Below are 6583 nucleotides of genomic sequence, written 5' to 3' on the forward strand. Positions count from 1 at the left end.
TCAGCGGCCGTGATGCCCGCAGCCTGGCGGATATCGAAAAGCTGATCGGCCGCAAGGTGGAGGTCGAGCCGCTGGACATCGAAGACGAGCGCCGGCTGCGTGGGCGATCCGTGCACCGCCACGACGGCCAGCGCCTGCGGCAGGGGCCCGAGGCCGAGGGCGCAGCCGCCCCTGCGCGCGCCGAGCCTGCGGCGCGTGCGGCCCGCCCGGTGCGCGCAGCGGCCGCGCAGCGTGCACCTGCAGACCCGTTGTACGACCGTCCGTACGAGCCGTCCCTGCCACCCGATGTCCAACCGGAATGGGAGCAACCGGCCAAGGCCCCCGTACCGAAAGGCCTGTCGGCCTATATCCGCCCCAAGCGCAAGGTGCCAGCCCTGTTGCGTGCACCGCTGCCAGCGCTCACATCCCCCGCCCCGGTGTCTGAGCCTGAGGACACGGTATCCGGATGATCTCGACCTGGCGTGCATCGGTCACGGGAGGATATGGCAGGCATGCAGCACTGAGCCGACCGCCCCAGATGCAGCCGGTGTCCAGCGCCAACACGTCTGCTCGCTGCAGGGGACCCAGGGTGGACCAATGGCCAAACGCGATTGGCGTATCCGCGCAGCGCCGCCCGGGCACGTCGAACCACGGTAGGTATCCAGCCGGAGCATTGGCGGAGCTGTCTTTGGTGGCAAACTCCATCACCCCGTCGGCGGTGCAAAAGCGCAGCCGCGTCAAGGCATTGACGATGACGCGCCAGCGCGCGGGGCCCTGCAGATCGTCCTGCCAGCGGTCCGGTTGGTTGCCGTACATCTGGCGTAGCCAGTCCCCCAGATCGGGGCCACGCAGCAGGACTTGCACCTCCGCGGCCAGCGACAGCACCTGCGTTGCCGACCACTGCGGCAGTACGCCGGCGTGCACCAGCAGCCAGCCGTGTACCGACATGGCCAGCGGACGCTGGCGCAGCCAGTCGAGCAGGGCCTCGCGGTCAGGTGCGCTCAGGATGCCGTCCAGCGTGTCGCTGCGGTGCGGTGGCCGCACGCCGGCTGCCACCGCCAACAGATGCAGGTCATGATTGCCCAACAAGGCATCGGCCGCCCCCTCCAGCGCCCGCAGCCGACGCAACACGGCCAGCGATGCCGGGCCGCGGTTGACCACATCGCCCAGCAGGATCAGGCGGTCCCGGCTGGGGGAAAAGGCGATTTCGTCTAACAAACGCTGCAGCGGGCCGTCGCAGCCTTGGACGTCACCAATCAGGTACAGTGCCATGCCTCGATTATGGATACTTTGCTGATTGCGCTTCTGACTGGCCTGAGCGGGGTTTTCTCCATGACGGAGATTGCCGTCGTCTCCAGTCGCCGCTTGCGCATCCGGGCCTTGGCCGAAGCGGGTCACCGTGGTGCCCAAGCCGTGCTGCGCTTGCAGGACAACCCAACGCAGTTTTTCTCCACCATCCAGATGGGCAACACCACGATTGCCTTGCTCAACGGCATCGTGGGTGAGGGGGCCTTCGGATCTGGGCTGAGCCACTCGCTGCAAAGTCTGGGCATGAGTGAGGGTCTGGCCAGCGCGCTCAGTACGGCGGTGGTGGTGGTCGGCGTCACCTACGTCACCATCGTGTTTGGTGAACTGGTGGCCAAACGCATTGGGCAGAGCGCACCCGAGCGCATTGCGTGCTGGATGTCCCCGCCCCTGCTGGTGCTGGCCAGAGTCGCCAAGCCGTTCGTCGATCTGCTGTCACTGTCCACCAATGGGGTTTTGTGGCTATTGCGCATCCCGGCAGAGGTGCCTGCAGATGTGACCGAGGCAGATATCGAGGCGCACCTGGCGCAGGGTGTGGATGCCGGCATCATCGAGCAGCATCAACATCGGATGGTGCGCAATGTGTTGTCGCTGGATGATCGGCAACTGAGCAGTTTGATGGTGCCCAGCACGGACATCGACTGGCTGGAAGCAGCCCAGCCGTTGGCCGAGGTGCTGCGCCACGCCCGCCAGAGCGGGCATTCTTGGTATCCGGTGTGCCGAGGTGGGCTGGACCATGTGCAAGGCATCATTGCGCTGACGCACCTGATCGCCTTGGACGAGGCCGGCGGGCGCGAGGCTGACTGGGCACGCGATGCGTTGCCGGCGACATTCGTGCCTGAGACCCTGAGCGGGCTGGAACTGCTGGAGCAGTTTCGCGCGCGCGCCATGCGCCTGGTGTTCGTGGTGGACGAGTATGGCGTGGTGCAGGGTCTGCTCACGCCGTTGGATCTGCTGGAGGCCATCACGGGTGAGTTATCGGCGGAGGAGCCACAAGAGGCCTGGGCTACCCCACTGCCCGACGGGAGCTGGAGGGTCGATGGCAGCATGCCGGTGCATGAACTCAAGGCCCGGCTCGATATCGACGCTTTGCCCGACGAGGACAAGGACCGCTACCACACCGTAGCGGGGCTGATGCTGATGGTGGCGGGGCGCTTGCTGACGCCAGGAGAACGGGTCGAAATTGGCGGCTGGGTGTTCGAAGTGCGCGCCACCGAGGGCCGGCGCATCGGCGAGGTGCTGATCCAGCCGCTGAGGGCGCCGACAGCGCCGTGACCGAGCGGCGATTTTGCCCCGGTGTCCTGACCGTCCAGCCGCCAGCGCGCTCTCAGGTCTGCACACCGTGTTGCGGCGCGCGGAAGGTCTCGATCAGTGCGTCGCGAAACGCTTGCGCGGCGCGCGACAGGTTGTGTCCTTGGCGCTCGATCACATACCACTGGCGCATGAGCGGAAAGCCCACCACCGGCACCGTGACCAGCCGTGCGGCGCTCAATTCCAGTTCTACCGATTGCGCCGATACCACGCCCAGCCCGAGACCCGCCTGCACCGCTTGCTTGACCGCTTCGACGGTCGGCAACTCCGCAGCGATGCGCGGCTCGATCGATTCCTTGGCGAGGTGTCGAATGAAAGCTTCGCGCGTGCCGCTGCCAGGTTCGCGCAGAACGAAGGGCTCGAGGGCGAGTTCCGCCACCGACACGCGCTTGCGTCCACCCAGGGGATGCTCGGGTGCGGCGACAATGACGAGCGGATTGTCGAGGAATGGCTCCGCATGGACGTCCGCGTCCGCCGGGGGTTGCCCAGCGACGGCCAGATCCACCGCCCGGTCGTTCAACTGAGCAAAGACGCTCTGGCGGTTACCCACGGACAGCTCGACCGTGAGGGCGGGATGGCGACGCCGAAAGGCGGCGATCGCTTGAGGGACGAAATAGTTGGCTGTGGCAACGACCGCCAGCCGCACCCGTCCGCGCTGCATCCCGGCACGCGCGCGCATGGCGGCGCACAGATCATCCACCTCGGCGGCTACGCGTCGCGCGTGCATCCAGAGTTCTTCGCCTGCCTCGGTGAGCTCGAGCCGTTTGCCGATTTGCTCGATCAACACCATGCCGACTTGGCTCTCCAGCTGCTTGACCTGCATAGACACCGCCGGCTGCGTCAGGTGCAGTGCCTCGGCTGCACGCGAGACCGACCGAAAGTGAGCCACTCGGTCAAAGATGCGCAGCTGACGCAGCGTGATGTGCATGATCAGTTTATCTGATGATCAAAAAAGTTTTTGTGATTTTACCTTATCCACGTATCGATTTACGATGCCTTTGCGTTGCGCTGTATCTCGACCCAAAGCCGAATTCTTGGCAGGCGCAACGCTCCACGATCGAAGAGGAGCGCATCCGATGAATGACACCAGCATCAAGACCGATTCCACGGTCATCACCGACGCCAAGAAGCGCTATAGCGCGGGCGTCCTCAAGTACCGGCAGATGGGCTACTGGCAACCCGACTATGTGCCCAAGGATACCGACACGATCTGCCTGTTTCGCATCACGCCGCAAGATGGCGTCGATCCGGTGGAAGCGGCTGCCGCCGTGGCTGGTGAGTCCTCCACGGCCACCTGGACCGTGGTTTGGACGGACCGATTGACGGCATGCGAGAACTACCGTGCCAAGTGCTTCAAGGTCGAGCCGGTGCCGGGTCGCCCGGGTGAATATTTCGCCTGGGTCGCCTATGACATCATTCTCTTCGAAGAGGGCTCCATCGCGAACATGACCGCAAGCCTGATCGGCAATGTGTTCTCGTTCAAGCCGCTCAAGGCGGCGCGCCTGGAGGATATCAAGATTCCGGTGGTCTACGTCAAAACCTTCAAGGGCCCGCCGACAGGCTTGGTCGTGGAGCGCGAACGTCTCGACAAGTTCGGCCGGCCGCTGCTGGGTGCGACCACCAAGCCCAAGCTCGGTCTGTCGGGCCGCAACTACGGCCGCGTGATTTACGAGGGCCTCAAGGGTGGTCTGGACTTCATGAAGGATGACGAGAACATCAACTCGCAGCCTTTCATGCATTGGCGCGACCGCTACCTGTATGTGATGGATGCCGTCAACAAGGCCAGCGCAGCCACGGGCGAGGTCAAGGGCAGCTATCTGAATGTCACCGCTGGCACGATGGAGGCGATCTACGAGCGGGCCGAATTCGCCAAGGAGCTCGGCAGCGTCATCATCATGGTCGACCTGATCGTGGGCTGGCCCTGCATCCAAAGCCTGAGCGAGTGGTGCCGCCGCAACGACATGATTCTGCACATGCACCGCGCCGGTCACGGCACATACACCCGGCAAAAGACACATGGCGTGAGCTTCCGCGTGATTGCCAAATGGTTGCGGCTGGCGGGCGTCGATCACCTGCACGCCGGCACCGCGGTGGGCAAGCTCGAAGGCGACCCGCTGACGGTGCAGGGCTACTACAACGTTTGCCGCGACAGCTACACCAAGCAGGACCTGGCCCGTGGCCTGTTCTTCGACCAGGATTGGTGCGACCTGAAGAAGGTGATGCCCGTTGCTTCCGGCGGCATCCACGCCGGTCAGATGCACCAGCTGCTCGATCTGTTTGGTGACGATGTGGTGCTGCAATTTGGCGGTGGCACGATCGGCCACCCGATGGGTATCCAGGCCGGAGCGACGGCCAACCGGGTTGCGCTCGAAGCGATGGTCAAGGCGCGCAACGAAGGCAAAGACATCAAAAACGAAGGCCCAGAGATCCTGCGCAAGGCGGCCCAAACCTGTGCACCGCTGAAGGCTGCGCTCGACACCTGGGGTGAGGTCACCTTCAACTACACGTCGACGGACACCAGCGATTTCGCCGTCACACCGGGCACGACCCACTGAGCCACCGCGAACGTAGCGATTTCAGGAGAATTCCATCATGATGACCAATCCCACCGGCCGCCTGACCCAAGGCCAGTTCAGCTTCCTGCCCGATCTCACCGATGACGAGATCCGCGCTCAGATCGAGTACGGACTTCGCAAGGGCTACGCCTGGAGCGTCGAGTACACCGATGATCCACATCCGCGCAACACCTACTGGGAAATGTGGGGCATGCCGATGTTCGATCTCCAGGACGCAGCAGGCGTTTTGATGGAGATGAACGAATGCCGCAAAACCTTCCCCAATCACTACATCCGGTTGATGGCCTTCGACTCGACGCGCGGCGTTGAATCGATTGCGATGAGCTTCATCGTCAATCGGCCCAAGAATGAGCCGGGCTTCGGCATCGCTCGCACCGAAACACAAGGACGCACGATGCGCTATCGCATTTCCAGTTATGCGACCGACCGCCCTGAAGGCGAGCGCTATGGGGCTTGAGTCTCTGAGACGACGGTGAGTCTGCGATGAGTCAGCCAAGCTACTTTATCCCTGGACAAATGCGCGCTGCCGAAGCGCCGCGCGAGGCTGGTCAGGCCGAGGGTGCCTTGGCTGACCCGCTGGCCGAGGCGCGCTCGGTGGGGCAGGTGCTCGCTCAGACCCAGGTGGAAGCGGTGCTCGCCGAGCTGGAGCACGATTTGGTCGGTCTCGCGCCTGTCAAAGCGCGCATTCGCGACATTGCGGCCCTGCTGGTGATCGACCGGTTGCGCCGCAATGTCGGATTGCAGGCGCAGCCGCCCAGTTTGCACATGTGCTTTACCGGCAATCCCGGCACGGGCAAGACTACGGTGGCCATGCGCATGGCAGAGATCTTGCACCGGCTCGGCTATGTCCGCAAGGGGCACCTGGTCGCGGTGACGCGCGACGACCTGGTGGGCCAGTATATTGGTCACACGGCGCCCAAAACCCGCGAAGTACTCAAAAAGGCGATGGGTGGGGTGTTGTTCATCGACGAGGCCTATTATCTCTACAAGCCTGAAAACGAGCGTGACTATGGCGCTGAAGCCATCGAAATCTTACTTCAGGTCATGGAAAACCAACGCGATGATTTGGTCGTGATCCTGGCTGGCTACAAAGACCGGATGGATACCTTCTTCAAATCCAATCCTGGCATGTCCAGTCGGATTGCACACCACATCGATTTTCCCGATTACAGCGCCGAGGAGCTGGGTCTAATCGCCGACAAAATGCTTGCCGGTTGGCATTACACGCTGACGCCAGAGGCGCGACAGGCGCTGGACGAGTATATTGTGCTACGGATGCGTCAGCCGCATTTTGCCAATGCGCGCTCGATTCGCAACGCGCTCGACCGCGCTCGCTTGCGGCAAGCGTCGCGCCTGTTTGCCGATCGCGATCGACCGCTCGACGCTCAGGCTTTGGTGACGATCGAAGCGTC

The 6583-nt window shown here is 63.5% G+C and carries 6 protein-coding genes and 1 pseudogene; 5 read left to right on the plus strand and 2 right to left on the minus strand.

What is annotated here, in order from left to right; translation table 11 throughout:
* Positions 1-449, plus strand: a pseudogene (locus tag P3W97_RS09030) (hypothetical protein); the annotation flags it as partial.
* Here the strand turns inward: P3W97_RS09030 and P3W97_RS09035 are convergent.
* A complete protein-coding gene (locus P3W97_RS09035) occupies positions 400-1251 on the minus strand; it encodes a symmetrical bis(5'-nucleosyl)-tetraphosphatase (protein ID WP_300845985.1) in 852 nt (283 codons plus the stop codon). The pseudogene P3W97_RS09030 and the gene P3W97_RS09035 sit on opposite strands and share 50 nt — an antisense overlap.
* A 9-nt stretch (positions 1252-1260) precedes the next feature.
* Between P3W97_RS09035 and P3W97_RS09040 the strand changes: the two genes are divergently transcribed.
* Positions 1261-2559, plus strand: a complete 1299-nt coding sequence (locus P3W97_RS09040) for a hemolysin family protein (RefSeq protein ID WP_300845987.1) — start codon at positions 1261-1263, stop codon at positions 2557-2559.
* A 52-nt stretch (positions 2560-2611) separates the two neighbouring features.
* On the opposite strand, the gene P3W97_RS09045 is transcribed toward P3W97_RS09040, so the two are convergent.
* On the minus strand, positions 2612-3523 hold the full coding sequence (locus tag P3W97_RS09045; protein WP_300845989.1) for a LysR family transcriptional regulator: 912 nt from the start codon (positions 3521-3523) through the stop codon (positions 2612-2614).
* Between the two features lie 148 nt (positions 3524-3671).
* On the opposite strand from P3W97_RS09045, the gene P3W97_RS09050 reads away from it, so the two are divergent.
* The 3 genes from P3W97_RS09050 to cbbX all read left to right on the plus strand — a co-directional run.
* Positions 3672-5150, plus strand: coding sequence for a form I ribulose bisphosphate carboxylase large subunit (locus tag P3W97_RS09050; protein ID WP_300845991.1), 1479 nt, complete (start codon positions 3672-3674; stop codon positions 5148-5150).
* Between the two features lie 37 nt (positions 5151-5187).
* Positions 5188-5628, plus strand: coding sequence for a ribulose bisphosphate carboxylase small subunit (locus tag P3W97_RS09055; RefSeq protein WP_300845993.1), 441 nt, complete (start codon positions 5188-5190; stop codon positions 5626-5628).
* 26 nt (positions 5629-5654) lie between these two features.
* Positions 5655-6583, plus strand: a 929-nt coding sequence (gene cbbX / locus P3W97_RS09060; protein ID WP_300845995.1) for a CbbX protein, incomplete at its 3' end; no start/stop codon positions are given.

The organism is Tepidimonas sp. (assembly GCF_029335975.1).
GTDB lineage: Bacteria > Pseudomonadota > Gammaproteobacteria > Burkholderiales > Burkholderiaceae_C > Tepidimonas.